Raw genomic sequence first — 18,320 nt, forward strand, 5'->3', positions numbered from 1 at the left:
CGCGAACGAAGATCGCGGCACTTGGCACAACCATCGCCACGGAGACCAAGACTCTAAGGGTAAACACCACGCGAGCGCCCGTGCACAGCGGCGCAGTCTCGATCGATGTACAAACACCACATGGCTCGGCACGCGTGACGCTTTACTCCAGAACGCGCAGCGAGTTCGCTTCGCCTAAGCGACAAAGAGATGCCATCGACGGAAACGCACGGGTTTATCGATAGGCGCGCGCGCTTTCTCTGCCCAGGATGTACATCACATCCCCCATCCTGGTGTCGCGCAGCAATCCCGTGTTACGGAGTTCAGCGGTCCATATGCGATCGGCGAGAGGAACCTCCATCCGCTCAGGCACACCTGGCATCTCGACAACGAACGCCCAGCTCTTTCCGACCAGCGGCCGGACGACAAACCCATGCGGCTCGAACACCTGGGAAGCAGCCCGAACGGACCAGCACGTGATGTGACCACGCCGAAACGGATCTAGATAGCCGGGATCTTCATATCGAACGTAGTCGGTGAGTCCAGTATTGAACAGATAGAGAGACCCGGGCAAAGACACCTTCGCAAGCGATGCTGCCAGCGCTCTCGCCATGCTAGGCGTGAGATGCTCAATGACCTCTACACATACACCACACTCGAACTTCATCTCCACATCGGATAGATCGGCTCGAATGTAGTTCTTGTTGTCTGTTGCGTATTCTTCAGAAGGCGGGAACTTTTCTACGCCATAGAAGACGTCGGCACTGGATGGCAGATATTCGCTGAGGGCATCAAGAAGATAGCCCGGCCCGGCCCCGATATCGATGAACTTGTTGACCGGCACCGTGCAATAGAGCAGTGCCTCCGCAAGCCGCGCTAGGCTCGAGCCATAAGAGCGCTGTCTTGCCGACGCGAGTTCGGACGCCCAATAGTCCTGGTCGTACTCGCGGCTCGCCATGCCCCGATCGATGCGCTCGATGAACACCGGATCCGCAAACACGAAATCGCAGGCGGGACACTCGTAATAATCGACGCCGTCCACGTTGCGCATGCTGGAAGCCACATCGCCGCAAAGCAGGCAGCCAACGGAATCGCTCGCGACGCTGGTCAATCGAGACGATGCATCTTCTTGTGAATCCTGCATCACCGCACTCCTTGCTGACTACAACCCAAGTGCACGACAAAACCAAGCCGATCGTCCTAATTCAATTTCCGCGCTATGAGGCGTTCGATACTGATGCTGCTGCCGCGCGAACATGACCGGCAACTTCCGACAGGTCCATTGCCTGCCTAAATCCCAACCCCGCCTGCAGACTACATGAGCCATGAAGCAGCCGCACACATGTTCCAACGCCTGCCGCAAGGCCGGCCTGCATGTCCGAAACGTTGTCCCCAATCATCACCGAGCGTCGCAGGTCCAGACCGTAATCCTCTTTGGCGGCCAGCAACATGCCGGGGGCAGGCTTGCGGCAGCAGCAGATCGCTTTGTAGTCGCCAACGCCGGCATCCGCATGATGCGGGCAATAATAAACAGCGGAAAGCGAAATACCCCGCGCCGCGAACTCACCCAGCATCCAACGCGTGTATGAACTGAACTGGGCCTCCGTATACAGCCCCCTGCCTATGCCTGCCTGATTGGTCACCACGAGCAGCACGTAGCCGAGCTCTTGGCCCAACCTGCAGAGATCAAAAATACCTGGCACCCAGGTAGTTGCCTCAGGGGTGCTGACGTATCCGTGATCCACGTTGATCACGCCATCCCGATCGAGAAAGATCGCCGGCCTTCGCTCGGATGACAGCGGACCTGGCGACACCCCTTCTATCCTCGGGCGGCAGGCATTCATCAGCGGTCACCTGGCGCGAAAAGGGCTTGCGCACGCCTGAAATCGCTGGGAACACCGATATCGATGAAACCGCTCGTCTCGACAAGGGCGCCCACTCGCCCGCCAGCCGCTTCAGGCTCGAGAACCTCCTTCTCGAACGAGAACGCTCGCCCCTGCGGCAGACGCGATAACGCTTCTGCGTCAAGAAAATAGCTTCCCGCATTGATGAATCCTGCACCGCCGGCGCGCTTCTCTTCGAAGCGCAGCACTCTGCCTTTGTCGACAGCGACGGCGCCATAGCGGGACACATCCTCTACTTGCGCCAAGGCGATCGCCATGCCGCCGTCCGCGGCCGCCGCCTCCAGCGCCGACGGCGCGTAGATGAGATACGTGTCGCCATTGCACACATGCAAACCACCGCCCGCGGCCAAGCGCGTAGCAGCTGCGATCGCCCCCCCCGTTCCCAATGGTTCGTCCTCGTGCGAGTACACGATCTCCATCCCCGCCCAGCGATCCCCTACGGTTCGATGGATCATCTCGGCCAGATAGCCGGTCGCGAGGATGCAACGCCGCATGCCGACGTTTGCGTATCGATCGAGCAGATACGAGAGAAAAGGCCTGCCGTTCACCGGCGCCAGTGGCTTAGGCAGATCGGGCACTTCGCTACGCAAGCGCGTGCCGAGTCCACCCGCCAGGATCAGCACCTCGTCGCAGCGCATGCTCACCTTGGAAACATGGCGCTTTCGATCAAAGCGCACAGCAGGTGGCCAATGAACTCATGCCCCTCTTGAATACGAGGCGTCTCGTCGGAAGGCACCCGGAAACAGATTTCGCAGCGATGCACCATCTCACCGCCCTGCCCCCCCGTGAATCCGATCACTTTCACGCCCTTCCGCTCGCATGCATCCAAAGCGCTCAGGATGTTCTTCGACCGGCCCGAGGTAGAGATAGCGACGAGCACATCCCCATCCTGAGCCAAAGCTTCGACCTGCCTGGCGAACACGTAGTCATAGCCATAATCGTTCCCGATCGCCGTCAGAATCGACGTATCTGTGGTGAGAGCGATGCCGGGCAAACCTGGCCGATCGTAGTAAAAGCGGCTCACAAGCTCCCCAGCCCAGTGCTGGGCATCGGCGGCGCTGCCGCCATTACCGGCAAACATGATTTTCCGGCCATTGCGCAAAGCGTCCACACACAATGAGACGGCGGCTTCGATCTGCGCGGCCAATGCCGGGTCGCTCTGCATCTTCTGGAAATTGGCCAGCGCCTTGGCAAACTCGGCCTCGATATACTGCTTTGTCATCCCAGTTTCCATGCCTTAGCCCCCTGATCCGTAAAGTGAGTGTCAAACACGGTGCCGCCAGCACTGGACAAAGCGCGCACCAGAGGCAGGCGGTTGGCCGGATCACATAGGAACATCATGAAACCGCCGCCGCCAGCACCCGACACCTTGGTCGCACGGGCGCCATGTCGCATCGCCAACGCTTCAATCTCATCGATCATCGGGTTACTGATGCTACTCGCACTCTGCTTCTTGGCTTCCCAGCCTGACTGCATCACCTGAGCGAGTCTCTCGAAGTCACCTTTCAACAGGGACTCCTTCATCTGGCTGGCCTCTTCCTTCAGTCGGTGCATGGCATCGAGCGAAGTGACGCGGCCCTCGTGGATGTTGCGGGATTGCTCGTCGATGATCTTCGCCGACTCCCTGGAAACACCAGTGAAATACAGCACAAGCCCCATCTCCAACTCGCTCCATATCCATTCCTTGATACGCAGTGGATTCACGATCACGCGATCCGAAGCATAGAACTCCATGAAATTGAAACCACCGAACGCCGCGGCGTACTGGTCTTGCTTCCCCCCCGACAGGCCCAAGTCGCTTCGCTCGATGCGATATGCGAGCTGTGCGATCTCATACTCCCCCAGAGGCAACAAGAAATACTCAGCAAAAGCTGTGACCATCGCCACCACCATGGTGGACGAGGATCCCAGTCCTGATCCGGGCGGAGCGTCAGAATGCGCACGTATGCGGACCGCAGGCCGCCGGCCACCGAGGAACTCTTCGCTGACCCTCAAGTAGACGCCCTTCATCAATTGCAAAGGGCCGGCCACGGCTTCGACCTCGGCAGGATCCGTGCACTCATAGACGTCGGCATCCTGCGCGTAGAACTCCGCCTTTCCCTGCGGCGAAGGATCCAGCGTCGCGTAGGCATACTTATCAATAGTGACATTCATCACGTGACCGCCGAACTGGTCGCAGAACGGCGATACGTCGGTTCCTCCTCCCGCCAGCCCAAGGCGCAGGGGTGCACGTGAACGAACAATCATCGCGCAGCCTCCCTAGCGAACGCAGACGCCAGCGCGCGCCCAAGGGCCTCGCGCGAGAAGCGGGCGCGACAATAGGCCGCCGCGTCCCTGGATCGCCGTATCCAAAGTGTGTCGTCTGCCATCAGGCTCACCAACTGCGCCGCAATCGCTTCAGGTTCATCCAAGATCGAAGCAACACGTTCTAGACCATCAAGACCTTGTGCACCGACGGGCGTGGTCACGATCGGTACCCCCTGCTGCATTGCCTCAACGACCTTGCCCTTGACGCCCGCACCAAACCGAAGCGGCACCACCGCCACGTGTGCGGAGGCATAACGCTTGGTCAACTCGTCATCGCTGACGAATCCTGTCACCTCGACGTGAGATCCGGCCAGCGCAAGCACTTCAGCGGTAGGATTGGAGCCGACCAAAGACAGTCTGACATCCGGCCGCGCCTCCCATACGAGAGGCATGATCGCTTCGACTAGCCATCGCGCGGCATCAACGTTGGGGCCGTGCGCAAACCCCGCCACGAAGATAATTCCACTTCGATGGGCCGGGACGGCATCCTCCTCGAAGACATCGAATGCGTAGGGAAGGATCGTGCGCACGTCGACATCCGAAGCGAGCATGCGGACATCACTCGTCTCCTCCGGTGATGGATATAGAACACAATTCACCGAGCTCCATATCTTGCGCTCCAGACGTTCCATATCGCGTGCGTCGGAATCGTCTCCTCCATTACGCCGAGCTTCCATCTCCATGCGACGAAAGTGCAGATCGTGCCCGTAGTAAACGGAGTGAACATGAGGATTCTGCTTCAATGCCTCGAGATAGTGCTCGGAAATATGCGGACGCGAGAGCATCACGGCACCGATGTGAGGATTCTCGCCAAGATAGCGAGCGAAGCCGCCCACCCATTGGCCACCGTACATTACCTCCACCCCCCGCGCTTGCAGCGGCGGCGTGTACACAGGATCGTAGTAGAGATTATCGGGCCAGAACTTGACGAGACAGCCCTGGGCAATCAGTGCATCGATAAACGCTATCATCGTTCGCGACCCAGCGTCACGATCCGGCTGCGGTACGTAGTGATCGACGATCATGATCGTCTCGCGTTGCCAGCCACGATCACGCGCCAGAACCACGTGCTCGCCATTCTGCGGATGCTGGGACAACTCGGCCTTCCAACGTTCGTATAGCTTGCGCTGATTGGCCACTTGATAGGATTTCGTGCCGCTGCTGGTATCGGTTCCGTGAGAAATCCCTTCGTAATGCACGACCTCAGATGCCGGGCAGTAGTAAAGCTCGAGTCCGACCTGCCGCACCCGGAATGCTAGATCCGAATCCTCGCAGTACGCCGGCACGAACGCGGGATCGAATCCACCCAATCGGCGCAGCAACTCCGTCGTGATGAGCAGACTGGCGCCGCTACAGTAGTCCGCGCGCCGCAGATAGTTGTACTGGCTTAGAGACGGATCATCCAAGCGGCCATAGTTCCAAGCCGATCCGTCCTGCCAGACGATGCCACCCGCCTCCTGCAGACGACCATCCGGATAGATGAGCTTGGAACCGACCATGCCACAATCCGAGTGCTTCTCGAAAACATCGAGCATCGCATCCAGCCAGCCCGGCCGGACCTCGGTGTCGTTATTCAGAAAATACACATAACGCCCGCGTGCCAGCTCGAGAGCCTGATTGCAGGACAGCAAGAAGCCTAAATTCTCCGCGTTCCGATGGAAGCGCAATCCAACCAGCGACTCGAGTTTCTCGATGTCCGGGTCGCCGGACGCATCCTCCAACACAATGACTTCGTAGGTCGCGGCAGGCGGATACTTCGCGATGGACTGCAGGCACGAGAGGGTATGCGGCAGATTCCCATAAGCAGGGATGACGATACTGACCTCTGGCGCATCACACGCAGGGAAGGACAGGGACCTGAGGATCTCGTCGCCGCTTTCCAGCACCGCAGGCAATGACAGATCCGCCGGCGGCTGCACGCTCTCCTTGCTCTGACTCAACAACCAGTTGCGTACAGGCCGCGCGAATGGCGCCAACCATCGATGGCGAGCAAGAGAAGAGCCACGCAAAGAAGCAAGGACCGCAGGCGCATCACCTCGCAGCAGTCTCGACGCAAAACGCATGGGCCTTGTGAAGCGCCAGGATTTCGATTCGAGCACCCTGTTCAATGTCTCGCTGAGACCGTTCAACTGGTCGTCATAGCTGGCGATGATCTGCCTGATCTCAAGCTCCGTGCCGCCACTGCTCTTTGCCGGCGAGGCCAAACCTGTCCTTTGTCGCAAGCCTTCGAAGAGCTGCAGCTTCTGCGCAAGACTCTGATCGGCGGTCTCGAGTGCCTCACGCAGATAATCGGCATGGAAACGCGCCGCGCGCCGCTCGTCTTCCAAACGAGACAAGACCTCATCCCTGGCGACGATCAGCGCATCTCGCTCCGCCGCTACCGCCTGCAGGTGTGAGGCGACTGCGTCTCGCTCTCCCGCTACCGCCTGCAACTGTGAGGCGACTGCGTCTCGCTCTCCCGCTACTGCCTCCAGTTGCGAGGCGACTGCGTCTCGCTTCGCTGCTACTGCACCGAGCTGCAAGACGACCGCGTCTCGCTCCCGGGTTAGCCGGCCGCTCTCGGCCGCCAAGTCGGCATTGAGACCTCGCAGTCGATCGATCTCTCCACGCATGGCCTCCGCTCCTTGCGCGCCTCCTATGCTCTCTACGATGGCGTTCAATTCGAGAGCCCACCGTGTCCGCCCCTCGAACTCCTTCTCAATACGCCGGTACTCGCCCTGAGACTTGCGCAGATCCGCTTCTAGCGAGCGTGCCCACTGCACCGCCTTTTCGCGCTCTCCATCTACGCCTTGCGCCCATCGCGCAGTCCGATGCTGAAGCGCATAGATATCCTCAACCTCGGAGTAAAGAACCGATGCTGGCATGCCAGACAAGATGGATTGATCCGCAGCGGCTACCACGATGAAGTAGACCGCATCACGCGTCGAGGCGACGCGCTCTTCCACGACCTCTCCGGTGTCGGTCAAGCCTCGATATGCCGCTTCACGCTGGGCCCCTTCTACAGCAACGATGGTCGAGCATACCGCCATGCGCTGCCCATACATGCGCATTGCCGGGAACTGACGCGCCACAAGGTCCTCGAGCTCGTCAAGATAGAGCTCGCGAACATGAAACTCGTTGTGATAACCAGCCTGATCGGAGTACACCGCCTTGTTCGGCGAAGACATTACCAAAACGCCATCGGGCCGGAGTACGCGGCGAATCTCGGCCAGCATCTCATGTTGCTCGAGCAGGTGCTCGACGGTCTCGAACGAAACGACGATGTCCACGCTGTCGTCGTTGAGGGGAATCGACGCTGCCGAACCCGCCAGGTAACACAAGTTATCGATATCCGCATAGCGCGCGGCAGCGTGGCCGACCGCTTCCAAAGAAATATCGACTCCGCATACTGAACGAGCTCGGCGTGCCAGCATCGCACTCCCGTAGCCTTCGCCGCTGGCGATATCAAGGACATCCTTCCCGTCAACCAGAGGAAGGCACCAGGCATAGCGATGTAGGTGTTCCTGCCGGATCACGCCCTGTTCGGTGGGGACATATCGCTCGCCTGTGAACTCGATCATTGCGATTCTTTCGAAACCTCGATGGACAGCATGGGAAGACCGATCAGCCCGAAGCGCATGGTTTCATCCACGCCGCGGAACTCCAGCGCATCATGAATCCAATGCTGCTGGGTATGGTCGTATTGATCACCAGAAGCGACGGCAGCATCAATCATGTACGAACCAGAAGGAAGAACCGGCATGCGGAACAGGAACGATCCGACGATCGTTTCGCCCGCAACGCCACCGACGGGGTTTTCTCTATAGGCAAAGTAACTATTGTCCCCGAACAATCGCTGCCCGAGTCGATCCTTGACATAGAAACCGACGATCAGCTTGTCCAGCGCCTGCTCCAGGGCGACGAGAATCTCGAGTCTGACGAGTTCCCCGCCCTCTACAACTTGAATGGGATGCCCATCGTCTGTCCTAAGACGGACATCGACGATACGTGCGCCCTGCGCACCGAACTCGCGACCCACAGTGTCAGGATCAAACTCAAATACCGCAATGCGGTGCCGGACACCAGCCTCTCGGAATTCATCCAGGCGAAAATCTGCAGCGCTGCGGTCGACACGCCGCGGCGATTTGTGCGTGACCACGATGTCCTCAGCACCCGCTTCGCGTCGACCGACGACGTGCTGCTCGGTCATGTAGGACTCGACGACTTCACGGGACGTGCCGGTCATCCTCATGCGCCCGTTGTGGAGCCAGACCGCACTTTCGCACAAGTTCGTCACTGCCGCGGCATCGTGGCTGACGAACAACAATGTTCCCTTCTTCTGGAATTCCCTCAAGAATCGCATGCATTTCTGGGAGAAGAACGCATCGCCTACCGCCAGTGCCTCATCGATAATCAGGATGTCAGCGTCGACGTGCACGATAACCGCGAAGGCCAGTCGCACGGACATGCCACTGGAGTAGCTTCGGACCGGCTGATCGATGAATTCGCCGATGTCGGCGAATTCGAGAATACTTTCCAATCGCTGCTCAATCTGATCCCGACTTAGCCCCAGGATCGTCGCGTTGAGGTAGACATTTTCCCGCCCAGTGAACTCGGGATTGAACCCACTACCGAGCTCAAGCAGCGCCGCCACCTTGCCACGAACGACGACACTGCCCTCTGTGGGATTCAACGTACCGGCAATCATTTGCAGCAGCGTCGACTTTCCGGATCCATTGCGCCCCACGATGCCCACCGTCTGGCCACGACGGATCGAGAAACTGACATCGCGCAGTGCCCAGAAATCCTTGTAGAACGACTTGCGCTTGCCCAGCATCGCCTGCCACAGACGATGCGACGGCCGTTCGTACATATGGTAGGACTTGCCCACCGACTTGACTTCAATCACGTTGTCGACGTCTACGTGTTCAGATGACATCGGCAAATCCCACGCGCAGCTTTTTGAACACCAAGTAGCCCACGACGGCGAACGCGCATGCGATCGCGGTGTAGATGCCCAGGCCAGTCCAATCCGGGACCCGCCCCCAAATCACGACCTCGCGAACCTGATTGATGATGAAGGTGAGCGGATTAAGCTCGAAGACGAGTCTGTAGCTTTCGGGAACGGACTCGACGGGAATGATTGCCGACGAGAGGAACAGCATCGCTGCGGCGATCACGCCTGCAATCTGACCAATGTCCCGGAGGTAGACGCCAAGCGCCGATACAATCCAGCACACGCCAACCGTCAGAATGACCAACGGCGCCAGAATGATCGGCAGAAGCAGCGCCGTGGGATGGACAACGCCTTTGACACCGACGAACAGCAGTAACAGAACCAACATGTTCGTGGCCAAATGGAACAGCGCAGAGAAGGCCATGCTCCAGACCAGGATTTCCAGCGGAAACACCACCCGTTTCACGTAGCCGGTGTTGGCGACGATCAATTGTGGCGCCCGCGTGAAGCATTCCGCGAAGAACCCATGGACTGTCAGGCCAGCGAACAGGATCAATGCGAAATCGGTCGTCGAACCAGATGAGCCGGGCCAGCGCCCCTTCATGATGAATCCGAATGCAAGGGTGTAGACCAGCAACATCAGAAACGGCGTGATCAGCGACCAGAGCATGCCGAAGCTTGCACCTCTGTATCGCCCCAGAATTTCACGCCGCGTCAGCTCGAACGCGAGGGAGCGGTCACGTCCGAACGCAGAGAGCAGGCCCATGTCAATTCACTTCGCCAAGGATCGGGAAAGGTCGGCCCTGAGATCCTCCACCCCCTCCACCCCAACACTCAACCGCACCAGGTCATCGTGGATCCCCAGCTGCGCGCGCCGCGCCGGCGGCACAGAGGCGTGGGTCATCACCGCCGGATGGTTGACCAGGCTCTCCACGCCACCGAGCGATTCGGCGAGGGTGAACAGTTCGGTGCGTTCGCAGAAGCGCTTGGCCGCCTCGTAGCCACCCTTGATACGGATCGAGACGATGCCGCCGAAACCGTCCATCTGGCGCTTCGCTAGCGCGTGCTGCGGGTGCGAGGCGAGACCGGGGTAGATCACCTGCTCGACGGCGGGATGTGCGTCGAGGAACTCGGCCAGCGCCTGGGCGTTCTCGCAATGGGCGCGCATGCGCAGGTGCAGGGTCTTGAGGCCGCGCAGGGCCAGGAAGCTGTCGAAAGGCCCCTGGACGGCGCCGGCGGAGTTCTGCAGGAATGCGATCTGCTCGGCCAAGTCGGCGTCGTCGCCGACGACGAGGATGCCGCCGACCATGTCCGAGTGGCCGTTGAGGTACTTGGTGGCCGAATGCATGACGATGTCGGCCCCCTGTTCGAGGGGGCGCTGGACGATCGGCGAGGCGAAGGTGTTGTCGACGACGACCCGCAGGCCGCGGCGGTGCGCCCGCTCGGCGATCGCCTGGATGTCGACGATCTTGAGCAGCGGGTTGGTCGGCGTTTCGATCCAGACGAGCTTGGTCCTGTCGGTCACCGCGGCGTCGAATGCGTCGGGGTCGGTGAGGTCGACATAGCTGAACGTCAGGCCGGCGCTGCGCGTGCGCACACGCTCGAACAGGCGGTAGGTGCCACCGTACAGGTCGTCCATCGCGAGGACGTGGTCGCCGCTGTCGAGCAATTCGAGCAGGGTCGCGGTAGCGGCCATGCCCGAAGCGAAGGCGAAGCCGCGGCTGCCCCCTTCCAGGCCCGCCACGCAGCGCTCGTAGGCGAAGCGGGTCGGGTTGTGCGTGCGCGAGTACTCGAAGCCCTGGTGTTCGCCCGGGCTCGACTGGGCGTAGGTCGATGTCGCGTAGATCGGCGGCATGACCGCCCCGGTGCTCGGGTCGGGCGACTGGCCGGCGTGGATCGCCTTGGTGCCGAGTGCCCACTGCGCCGGATCGGCCGCGTTGCGGTCATCGGTCATGGAAGAAGGTCCTGTTCGACTGGCCGGCGATTCTAGCATCGGGCCTCGCGCGCCCCACGGCGCGACGGCGCGCACGGAGGTCCGTGCGCACGCCGTTCAGGTAGGGTGGCGCCGGAGGCGCTGCAAGCAAGGGCGAGTCGGGCCGGGATCAGCCCGACAGCCCCCAGCAGGCCGCCTACTGCACCCGCCGCCGCAGGTAGTTCAGCAGGTCGATCCGGGTGATCAGGCCGAGGAAGCGCTCACCCTCGGTGACGATCGCGACCTGGCCGCGGTCGAACACCGGCAACAGTGCTTCGACCGGCGATTTGACGTCAAGGAAATCGAGCTTGCTGACCATCGCGGTCGAGACGGGATCACGGAAGCGGCTTTCGTCGCCGTAGACATGCAGCAGCACGTCGCTCTCGTCGAGGATGCCGACGATCCGGTCGCCCTCCATGACCGGCAGCTGCGAAATCTCGTAGAGCTTCATGCGCTGATAGGCGGTGACCAGCAGGTCGCCGGGGGCCAGCACGACGGTGTCGCGGCGCGAGTACGGGCGCAGGATCAGGTCGCGCAGGTCGCCGTGCTGCTCGCGTTCGATGAAGCCGTTGTCGAGCATCCAGTAGTCGTTGTAGAGCTTGCTCAGGTACTTGTTGCCGGTGTCGCAGACGAAAACCAGCACTTTCTTGGGGCTCGTCTGGGCGCGGCAGTACTTGAGCGCGGCAGCGAGCAGCGTGCCGGTGGACGAGCCCCCGAGGATGCCCTCGGCCTGCAACAGTTCGCGCGCCGCCAGGAAGCTCTCGCGGTCGCTGATCGCATAGGCCTGCCGCACGCGCGAGAAGTCGGAGATGCTCGGCAGGAAGTCCTCGCCGATGCCCTCGACCATCCAACTGCCGGACTTGTCGCTGAGCGTGCCGTCGTTGATGTACTCGGCCAGGATCGAGCCGACCGGGTCGGCAAGCACCAGTTCGACGTCGGGCGCGTGCTCGGCAAAGCAGCGCGACAGGCCGGTCATCGTGCCCGAACTGCCGCAGCCGAAGACGATGGCGTCCAGACCGCCGACCTCGGCCATCTGGCGCAGGATCTCGGGGCCGGTGCCGTGTTCGTGTGCGGCCGGGTTGTCGGGGTTGCCGAACTGGTTGATGAAGTAGGCGCCAGGGGTCTCGGCGGCGATGCGCGCGGCGAGGTCCTGGTAGTACTCCGGATGGCCCTTGGCCACGTCCGAGCGGGTCAGCACGACCTCGGCGCCCATTGCCTTGAGGTTGAAGATCTTCTCGCGGCTCATCTTGTCGGGCACGACCAGGATCAGCTTGTAGCCCTTCTGCTGGGCCACCAGCGCCAGGCCGATGCCGGTGTTGCCGGCGGTGCCTTCGACCAGGGTGGCGCCGGGCGCGATGTCGCCGCGCTGCTCGGCCGCCTCGATCATGCTCAGGCCGATCCGGTCCTTGATCGAGCCGCCGGGGTTCTGGTTCTCGAGCTTGAAGTAGAGCTCGCAGACGCCGGCGTCGAGGCGGCGCGCCTTGACGATCGGGGTCTCGGCAATCAGGTCGAGGACGGAGGAAGCGATCGGCATGGGGTCCGGTCCACAGCAGGCGGGCCTCCGATTATCGCTTATCGCCAGGGCGCAGGTCGCGGCACCCGGCATTCGCGGGCGATGGCGGCCGACGAGGATGACCGCCACCGCCCGCGACTGACGTGAACCTAGTGCTTCTGCATTGCGTCGTACATCGACGCCAGGCGGTCCTTCGCGGCAAGCTTCTCGCGCTTCATCTGCGACAGCGTGGCTTCATCCACCGGCAACACGCCCAACTCGGCGTTGAGCACCTTCTTGTCCAACTCCTTGTGCCGGTAGTAGAGCTGTCGGAACTCGACATTGCCCTTCATGATTTCTTCGAGTTCCACCTGCGAGTGCGCTTCGAACATGAAATCCTCCTGACACGAATGCGAACGCCCCGGCCGGCGACGGCAGGGGCGCTGCGGGGACGGCCTCCAGGGATGGCGCGAACGATCCGCTCGGGCATGCGGCGCCGCGCTTGGGGCGGGCATCGGGAACCTCGTGGGAAATCGTCTCGGTCATCGGCCTGGTTCGTTGACCGGATGGCGAAAGAGGAGACCACCCGGCGCAATCGACCCTACTCCGGGGTCGCAACGGCGGCAAGGCCCCGAAGGCACGCTGCCGAAGCCGGCGCCGCCAGATGTGTTAAGCGCGGCACTCGGGAGCCCGCGCGCATCGCGCCATGACGCGGCCGGCGAGTGAAGACAACGCCAAGTAGTTGATTCCACTTGGATTCATCGATGTGATGCGCCGCCTTTCGCCCACGACCATGGCGCGGCCGGGCCGACGGCAAGGGGCAGCATGCGCGCCGGACCGTCCGAGACCGCCCGGCGGGGCGGCTCAGGGCTCGAGGCTCTTGAGCAGTTCGGCTTCGCGCCGCTTGAGTTCGGCTTCACGCTGGCGCGCGGCGCGCAGCTTGGCGGCCTCGCCGCTTGCGACGCCCTGCAACACAGTCTCGGCCTGCTGACGCGCGGCCAGCTCCTCCTCGGCCGCCAGACGCAGGCGTGCGGCCTCCTCGGCCTGGATCTGTGCCTGGATGCGCAGGCGCTCGGCCTCCTGGCGCGCCCGCACAGCGTCCTGCTGACTGGCTTCGACCAGCAACTGGGCGCGGTCGCGCTCGAGCTCCCCCAGCTCCCGTCGGGCGACCTCGGTCTTCGCGGCGACTTCGGCCGTTTCCACTCGCCATTGCGCGATCTGCAGCGCGGACGCGCGCTGGCTGCTCCGCGCCGTGGCGAGTGCGGCCAGGGCCTGGCGCGCCTGCAGACGCTCGTAGGCGGCCGCACCGGCGGTGCCGGCGTCGGCATCGATGGCCTGCAGCCGCTGCTGGAGCGCGGCTTCCTCAGTGCCAGTGCCCGACTGGGCCCAGGCCGTGGACACGACCATGGTCAGGGCGAGCGTCAGAATCGACAGGCGCATGCTCAGTCCTCCCCCTGCAGCCGCTGGCGCAAATTGGTGATCTCGGCGCGTCGCTGCGCCAACTCGGCCTCGGTGACCGCCTGGCGCGCGCGGGCGTGGGCCAGGTCGGCGAGCGCGGAAGCCGACAGCGCCAGCGTGCGCGCTTCAGCGTCGCGGCCGTTGCCGGCCGCCGCCTGCGCCTGTTCGAGCGCGCGACGCGCCTGGTCGATCTGCATCGGTGCGTACTGGTCGGCGTCGGCGTCGCCGGCGCGGGCGACCGACAGCCGCGCGGCCGCGAGATCCTCGGTCGGGGGCGGCGCGCTGGCACAGCCTGCGAGCGACAGGGCACAGGCGAGCACCGCCGCGCCCAGCAGCGGCCGGATGTATGCGAAGCTTGTCTTCATCGAAGCATCGTGCCCGAAAATCGTCATGACGGGCATTGTCGTCAGCAAGCCGGGGCTGCGCAATGCGCCCCGGCCGCCCGTGGGGAATTCATACATGGACATCGGCCCGTTTCTGAAGCTGATGACGGAAAAAAGCGCGTCGGACATGTTCCTGAGCACCGGCGCGCCGATCCACATCAAGATCGAAGGCCGGTTGCAGCCGCTCGAGGGCACACATCTGGCGCCCGGGGTCGTCCGCCAGATCGCCTACTCGATGATGGACGAGCATCAGATCCGGCGCTTCGAGCGCGATCTGGAAATGAACATGGCCTACTCGCTGCCCGAGGTCGGCCGCTTCCGGGTCAACGTGTTCCGCCAGCGTGGCGAGGCCGGCATGGTCGTGCGCGCGATCAGCAGCAGGATTCCCGACATCGCGCAGCTGCAGCTGCCGCAGGTGCTCAAGGACGTGATCACCGCCCCGCGTGGGCTGGTGCTGATCGTGGGCTCGACCGGCTCGGGCAAGTCGACGACGCTGGCGTCGATGATCGATCACCGCAACACCTGTTCGGCCGGCCACATCCTCACGATCGAGGACCCAATCGAGTACCTGCACAAGCACAAGCGCTCGCTGGTCAACCAACGCGAGGTCGGGATCGACACCCAGACCTTCCACAATGCGTTGAAGAACGCGATGCGCGAAGCGCCCGACGTGATCCTGATCGGCGAGATCCTCGACGCGACCACGATGGAGGCGGCGATCGCGTTCGCCGAGACCGGGCATCTGTGCCTGGCCACCCTGCACTCCAACAACGCCGACCAGACGATCGAACGCATCCTCAACTTCTTCCCCGAGGCCGCGCACAAGAACGTGCTGATGAACCTGTCGCTGAATCTGCGTGCGGTGATCTCCCAACGCCTGGTCGAGGGCGTGGACGGCCGTCGGCTGCCGGCGACCGAGGTGCTGCTCAATACGCCGACGATCCGCGACCTACTGCGCCGTGGTCATGTCCACGAGGTCAAGCAGGCGATGGAGGAATCGCTCGAAGAAGGCATGGAGACCTTCGACCAGTGCCTGTACCGGCTCTACAAGAGCGGGCGCATCGAGCGGGAGACCGCGCTGCGCGCGGCCGACTCGCGCGACGGCCTGGACCTGAAATTCCGGCTCTCCGAAGGTGCGACCGACGCCCACGACCCATACGCGGACGTGTTCGCCCCGCAGTCGCTGTAGTGCGCGGCCTCTAGGCGGCGTCGGGCTGGGCTTCGGGCCGGGCCGCGGTGAATGCCGGCATCGCCAGGCAGGCCGATTCGATCGCGAGGATGTGCGGATACGGCGCAAGATCGATGCCGAAGCGGCGAGCGTTGTAGAGCTGCGGGACCAGTGCGCAATCGGCGAGCCCGGGCGCATCGCCGACGCAGAACCTGCCCGCTTCGGGTGCCTCGCCGAGCAGGGTCTCGAACGCCGCGAGCCCGTCAGCGACCCAGCGCTCGATCCAGCGCGTGCGCGCTACCGGATCGATGCCCCACTCGCGCTCCAGGAACTGCAACACGCGCAGATTGCCGAGGGGATGGATGTCGCAGGCCACCAGTTGCGCCAGCGCACGCGCGCGATGGCGCGCGACCGGATCGGCCGGCAGCAACGGCAACGACGGGAAGACCTCGTCGAGGTACTCGATGATCGCCAGCGACTGGGTCAGCATCCGCTCGCCATGCCGCAACACCGGCACAAGACGCTGGGGATTGCGCGCCGCATGCGCGGGTGCGCGTTGCTCGCCGCCGTCACGCAGCAGATGCACCGGCTCCGATGCGAATGCCAGTGCTTTGAGATGCAGCGCAATGCGCACGCGGTACGCAGCGCTCGAACGCCAATAGCCGTACAGCGTCAGCGCGGCGTCGGTCACGCGTCAGCGTCCGGGTCGGGCACGTAGCGCTCGACCACCTGCTCGATCGCACCGAAGATGCTCGCCCCCGACGCATCGAGCATCTCGATGCGCACCGTGTCGCCGAACGACAGGAACGGCGTCTTCGGCGCGCCATGCTCGAGGGTTTCCACGACGCGACGCTCGGCGAAGCACGAGGCCCCCTTGCCGGTGTCGGCGTTGGCGATGGTGCCCGAACCGACGATCGTGCCCGCGGTCAGCGGCCGCGTCCTGGCGGCGTGGGCCACTAGGTGCGCAAAGTCGAACTGCATGTCCACGCCCGCCTCCGGCGCCCCGAACCATTCGCCGTTGACGTGGGTCACCAGCGGCAGGTGCAGCTTGTGGTCGCGCCAGGCGTCGCCCAGTTCGTCCGGCGTTACGAACACCGGGCTCAGCGCCGACCTCGGCTTGGACTGCAGGAAGCCGAAGCCTTTGCCGAGTTCGCCCGGGATCAGGTTGCGCAGGCTGACGTCGTTGACCAGGCCGACGAGCTGGATATGGCCGGCCGCCTGCGCCGGCGTCGCGGCCATCGGCACATCGTCGGTGACCACGACGATCTCCGCTTCCAGGTCGATGCCGTAGTCCTCGCTGGCCACCTTGACCGTGTCGCGCGGGCCGTAGAACCCGGCGCTGGTCGCCTGGTACATCAGCGGATCGGTATAGAAGCTCTCGGGCACCTCGGCGCCGCGCGCGCGCCGTACCCGCTCGACGTGCGGCAGGTAGGCGCTGCCGTCGACGAACTCGTAGGCGCGCGGCAGCGGTGCGGCGAGTCGGCCGACATCCAGGTCGAAGACGCCGTCGGCATCGCCGGCATTGAGCGATTCGTAGAGCGCATTGAGCCGGGGCGCCGCGTTCGACCAGTCGTCGAGCGCCTGCTGCAGCGTGGCCGCCACGCCAGTCGCGCGCACGGCCGTGGCCAGGTCGCGCGAGACGACGATCAGGGTGCCGTCGCGGCCGCCCTCCTTCAGTGAACCCAGCTTCATGGCAACTCCGGTTGGCGTCGGCTATTCGTTGCGATTGTAACCAAGTGCCGGCCCGCGATCAGTTCTCGCCCTGGAACGCGCCGCTGCGATAGGTGAGCACCAAGGTATCGCGATGGCCTGCGTCGTCAATCGGCTGGATCGGCGTCGATTCGTGGATGACGCGGTGGTCGTCGAGCAGCAATACCGACCAGGGCCGGGTCAGCGTGAAGCGCTGACCGCGGGGGCCGTCAGCATCGAAGACGCGGGTTTCGCCGCCCTTGATGCCCTCGCGCGCGACGAGCAGCACAGCGACGAAATCCACACCGTCGCGATGCGCGCCTTCCGGTGTCGGCCGTCCAATGCCGTCGGTGGTGTCGATGCGGAACTGGTGCGCCTCCACGTACCAGGGCTGATGCGCGCGCACCTGCCCGAACACCGCCCCCAGCCCGGCGATCAGCGAGGCCCAGGCCGGTGCCGCAGCCGTCGTCGCGCAGACCGGCTCGAACCAGCGATGCATGCCGCCGTGCAACGCGTTGTAATCCTCCGACTGCCAGTGTGCGCGCCGCGCCGCCGGGACGAGTTGGTCGCCGTGCTGCACGTAGCAGGCATGGCGGCGCCGGCGATAGCGCCCGCCATCGCGCAGATACCCGTCGGGTGGCAATCCATCCCAGTCCGGTCGCAACGCCTGGAGATCGGCGACCGCGACATCGCACAGCGCCGACAGCGCGTCGGGCGCCAGCACCGCGAAACCGTGGATCTTGAGATCGGCGACCGCACTTGCGGCGTCGGACAGCGGAGGAAGAGGGCTGGACATCGGCAGATTCTAGGGCGTGGGACCTGCCTGCGGGCGAGACACGCTTGATGGCGGCACGAATCTCGACGCAAAAAAAGCCCGCCTTGCGGCGGGCTTTTCGTAGATGGCAGCCCCGGATGGATTCGAACCACCGAATGCCTGAGTCAGAGTCAGGTGCCTTACCGCTTGGCGACGGGGCTATGACGCTATTGTACCGCTGAAACCGCAAAAAATCGCAAGTCCCAGCGATGCCGGAT

At 63.2% G+C, this 18,320-nt stretch carries 17 protein-coding genes and 1 tRNA gene; 1 reads left to right on the forward strand and 17 read right to left on the reverse strand.

Annotated features, from left to right (window positions below):
• Window positions 1–214: 214 nt before the first annotated feature.
• From ABE505_RS01640 to ABE505_RS01700, 13 genes are all read right to left on the reverse strand, one after another.
• Complete coding sequence (locus ABE505_RS01640) at window positions 215–1,123, reverse strand: methyltransferase domain-containing protein (protein ID WP_346441691.1); 909 nt, start codon at window positions 1,121–1,123, stop codon at window positions 215–217.
• Between the two features lie 73 nt (window positions 1,124–1,196).
• Entirely contained in the window at window positions 1,197–1,823 is a 627-nt protein-coding gene (locus ABE505_RS01645; protein ID WP_346441692.1) for an HAD family hydrolase, read from the reverse strand.
• Window positions 1,823–2,521: a sugar phosphate nucleotidyltransferase gene (locus ABE505_RS01650; RefSeq protein WP_346441693.1), complete on the reverse strand. Its 699-nt coding sequence runs from the start codon at window positions 2,519–2,521 to the stop codon at window positions 1,823–1,825. Before ABE505_RS01650 ends, ABE505_RS01645 begins: the two co-directional genes overlap by 1 nt.
• A 2-nt stretch (window positions 2,522–2,523) precedes the next feature.
• Window positions 2,524–3,105 (reverse strand): D-sedoheptulose 7-phosphate isomerase, encoded by a 582-nt coding sequence (locus tag ABE505_RS01655; protein ID WP_346441694.1) that lies wholly within the window; start codon window positions 3,103–3,105, stop codon window positions 2,524–2,526.
• Window positions 3,102–4,130, reverse strand: coding sequence for a dehydrogenase (locus tag ABE505_RS01660; protein WP_346441695.1), 1,029 nt, complete (start codon window positions 4,128–4,130; stop codon window positions 3,102–3,104). Before ABE505_RS01660 ends, ABE505_RS01655 begins: the two co-directional genes overlap by 4 nt.
• Window positions 4,127–7,750: a glycosyltransferase gene (locus ABE505_RS01665; RefSeq protein ID WP_346441696.1), complete on the reverse strand. Its 3,624-nt coding sequence runs from the start codon at window positions 7,748–7,750 to the stop codon at window positions 4,127–4,129. Before ABE505_RS01665 ends, ABE505_RS01660 begins: the two co-directional genes overlap by 4 nt.
• Window positions 7,747–9,108, reverse strand: a complete 1,362-nt coding sequence (locus ABE505_RS01670; RefSeq protein WP_346441697.1) for an ABC transporter ATP-binding protein — start codon at window positions 9,106–9,108, stop codon at window positions 7,747–7,749. The genes ABE505_RS01665 and ABE505_RS01670 overlap by 4 nt, the downstream gene beginning before the upstream one ends.
• Window positions 9,098–9,892 carry an ABC transporter permease gene (locus ABE505_RS01675; protein WP_346441698.1) on the reverse strand — a complete coding sequence of 265 codons (795 nt, stop codon included), beginning with the start codon at window positions 9,890–9,892 and terminating at the stop codon, window positions 9,098–9,100. The genes ABE505_RS01670 and ABE505_RS01675 overlap by 11 nt, the downstream gene beginning before the upstream one ends.
• Before the next feature lie 6 nt (window positions 9,893–9,898).
• Window positions 9,899–11,080: a cystathionine gamma-synthase gene (locus ABE505_RS01680; protein ID WP_346441699.1), complete on the reverse strand. Its 1,182-nt coding sequence runs from the start codon at window positions 11,078–11,080 to the stop codon at window positions 9,899–9,901.
• Window positions 11,081–11,255: 175 nt separating this feature from the next.
• Window positions 11,256–12,632 carry a pyridoxal-phosphate dependent enzyme gene (locus ABE505_RS01685; protein WP_346441700.1) on the reverse strand — a complete coding sequence of 459 codons (1,377 nt, stop codon included), beginning with the start codon at window positions 12,630–12,632 and terminating at the stop codon, window positions 11,256–11,258.
• A 128-nt stretch (window positions 12,633–12,760) separates the two neighbouring features.
• Window positions 12,761–12,982: a YdcH family protein gene (locus ABE505_RS01690; RefSeq protein WP_047137910.1), complete on the reverse strand. Its 222-nt coding sequence runs from the start codon at window positions 12,980–12,982 to the stop codon at window positions 12,761–12,763.
• A 472-nt stretch (window positions 12,983–13,454) separates the two neighbouring features.
• Window positions 13,455–14,030 (reverse strand): hypothetical protein, encoded by a 576-nt coding sequence (locus ABE505_RS01695; RefSeq protein ID WP_346441701.1) that lies wholly within the window; start codon window positions 14,028–14,030, stop codon window positions 13,455–13,457.
• Between the two features lie 2 nt (window positions 14,031–14,032).
• On the reverse strand, window positions 14,033–14,560 hold the full coding sequence (locus ABE505_RS01700; RefSeq protein WP_346441702.1) for a DUF4398 domain-containing protein: 528 nt from the start codon (window positions 14,558–14,560) through the stop codon (window positions 14,033–14,035).
• Here ABE505_RS01700 and ABE505_RS01705 point away from each other — a divergent pair.
• Window positions 14,508–15,620, forward strand: a complete 1,113-nt coding sequence (locus ABE505_RS01705) for a PilT/PilU family type 4a pilus ATPase (protein WP_346441703.1) — start codon at window positions 14,508–14,510, stop codon at window positions 15,618–15,620. The genes ABE505_RS01700 and ABE505_RS01705 overlap by 53 nt on opposite strands.
• Before the next feature lie 10 nt (window positions 15,621–15,630).
• Here the strand turns inward: ABE505_RS01705 and maiA are convergent, their stop codons facing one another.
• From maiA to ABE505_RS01725, 4 genes are all read right to left on the reverse strand, one after another.
• Complete coding sequence (gene maiA, locus ABE505_RS01710; protein ID WP_346441704.1) at window positions 15,631–16,290, reverse strand: maleylacetoacetate isomerase; 660 nt, start codon at window positions 16,288–16,290, stop codon at window positions 15,631–15,633.
• Entirely contained in the window at window positions 16,287–17,291 is a 1,005-nt protein-coding gene (locus ABE505_RS01715) for a fumarylacetoacetate hydrolase family protein (RefSeq protein ID WP_346441705.1), read from the reverse strand. Before ABE505_RS01715 ends, maiA begins: the two co-directional genes overlap by 4 nt.
• A gap of 58 nt (window positions 17,292–17,349) precedes the next feature.
• Window positions 17,350–18,084 (reverse strand): 2OG-Fe dioxygenase family protein, encoded by a 735-nt coding sequence (locus ABE505_RS01720; protein ID WP_346441706.1) that lies wholly within the window; start codon window positions 18,082–18,084, stop codon window positions 17,350–17,352.
• 104 nt (window positions 18,085–18,188) lie between these two features.
• A tRNA-Gln gene (locus tag ABE505_RS01725) sits at window positions 18,189–18,263 on the reverse strand.
• Window positions 18,264–18,320: the final 57 nt, after the last annotated feature.

Source organism: Luteimonas sp. TWI382 (genome assembly GCF_039674545.1).
Lineage (GTDB): Bacteria > Pseudomonadota > Gammaproteobacteria > Xanthomonadales > Xanthomonadaceae > Luteimonas.

Coding starts and splice junctions, on each gene's coding strand:
- ABE505_RS01640 (WP_346441691.1), bottom strand. CDS start 1,123: ATGCAGGATTCACAAGAAGATGCATCGTCTCGATTGACCAGCGTCGCG.
- ABE505_RS01645 (WP_346441692.1), bottom strand. CDS start 1,823: ATGAATGCCTGCCGCCCGAGGATAGAAGGGGTGTCGCCAGGTCCGCTG.
- ABE505_RS01650 (WP_346441693.1), bottom strand. CDS start 2,521: ATGCGCTGCGACGAGGTGCTGATCCTGGCGGGTGGACTCGGCACGCGC.
- ABE505_RS01655 (WP_346441694.1), bottom strand. CDS start 3,105: ATGACAAAGCAGTATATCGAGGCCGAGTTTGCCAAGGCGCTGGCCAAT.
- ABE505_RS01660 (WP_346441695.1), bottom strand. CDS start 4,130: ATGATTGTTCGTTCACGTGCACCCCTGCGCCTTGGGCTGGCGGGAGGA.
- ABE505_RS01665 (WP_346441696.1), bottom strand. CDS start 7,750: ATGATCGAGTTCACAGGCGAGCGATATGTCCCCACCGAACAGGGCGTG.
- ABE505_RS01670 (WP_346441697.1), bottom strand. CDS start 9,108: ATGTCATCTGAACACGTAGACGTCGACAACGTGATTGAAGTCAAGTCG.
- ABE505_RS01675 (WP_346441698.1), bottom strand. CDS start 9,892: ATGGGCCTGCTCTCTGCGTTCGGACGTGACCGCTCCCTCGCGTTCGAG.
- ABE505_RS01680 (WP_346441699.1), bottom strand. CDS start 11,080: ATGACCGATGACCGCAACGCGGCCGATCCGGCGCAGTGGGCACTCGGC.
- ABE505_RS01685 (WP_346441700.1), bottom strand. CDS start 12,632: ATGCCGATCGCTTCCTCCGTCCTCGACCTGATTGCCGAGACCCCGATC.
- ABE505_RS01690 (WP_047137910.1), bottom strand. CDS start 12,982: ATGTTCGAAGCGCACTCGCAGGTGGAACTCGAAGAAATCATGAAGGGC.
- ABE505_RS01695 (WP_346441701.1), bottom strand. CDS start 14,030: ATGCGCCTGTCGATTCTGACGCTCGCCCTGACCATGGTCGTGTCCACG.
- ABE505_RS01705 (WP_346441703.1), top strand. CDS start 14,508: ATGGACATCGGCCCGTTTCTGAAGCTGATGACGGAAAAAAGCGCGTCG.
- ABE505_RS01700 (WP_346441702.1), bottom strand. CDS start 14,560: ATGTCCGACGCGCTTTTTTCCGTCATCAGCTTCAGAAACGGGCCGATG.
- ABE505_RS01715 (WP_346441705.1), bottom strand. CDS start 17,291: ATGAAGCTGGGTTCACTGAAGGAGGGCGGCCGCGACGGCACCCTGATC.
- ABE505_RS01720 (WP_346441706.1), bottom strand. CDS start 18,084: ATGTCCAGCCCTCTTCCTCCGCTGTCCGACGCCGCAAGTGCGGTCGCC.